This is a genomic window from Nocardia sp. BSTN01, from assembly GCF_015354405.1.
In the GTDB taxonomy this organism is placed as follows: domain Bacteria; phylum Actinomycetota; class Actinomycetes; order Mycobacteriales; family Mycobacteriaceae; genus Nocardia.
Map to the genome: position 1 here is coordinate 1 of NZ_JADKYP010000185.1, position 416 is coordinate 416.

A 416-nucleotide genomic window follows, 5' to 3' on the forward strand; every position below is an offset into this window, starting at 1 on the left:
ACCCGAGTAGCAGCGGGCCCGTGAAATCTGCTGTGAATCTGCCGGGACCACCCGGTAAGCCTGAATACTCCCTGGTGACCGATAGCGGACTAGTACCGTGAGGGAAAGGTGAAAAGTACCCCGGGAGGGGAGTGAAATAGTACCTGAAACCGTGCGCTTACAATCCGTCAGAGCCTTCGATTTCGGTCGTGGGGTGATGGCGTGCCTTTTGAAGAATGAGCCTGCGAGTCATCGGTGTGTGGCGAGGTTAACCCGTGTGGGGTAGCCGTAGCGAAAGCGAGTCCGAATAGGGCGTTTGAGTCGCATGTCATGGACCCGAAGCGGAGTGATCTACCCATGGCCAGGGTGAAGCGACGGTAAGACGTCGTGGAGGCCCGAACCCACTTAGGTTGAAAACTGAGGGGATGAGCTGTGGG

The 416-nt window shown here is 57.5% G+C and carries 1 rRNA gene; it reads left to right on the plus strand.

Annotation, left to right across the window (positions count from 1 at the left end):
* Positions 1 to 416 (plus strand): 23S ribosomal RNA (locus IRT45_RS36455); the annotation flags it as partial.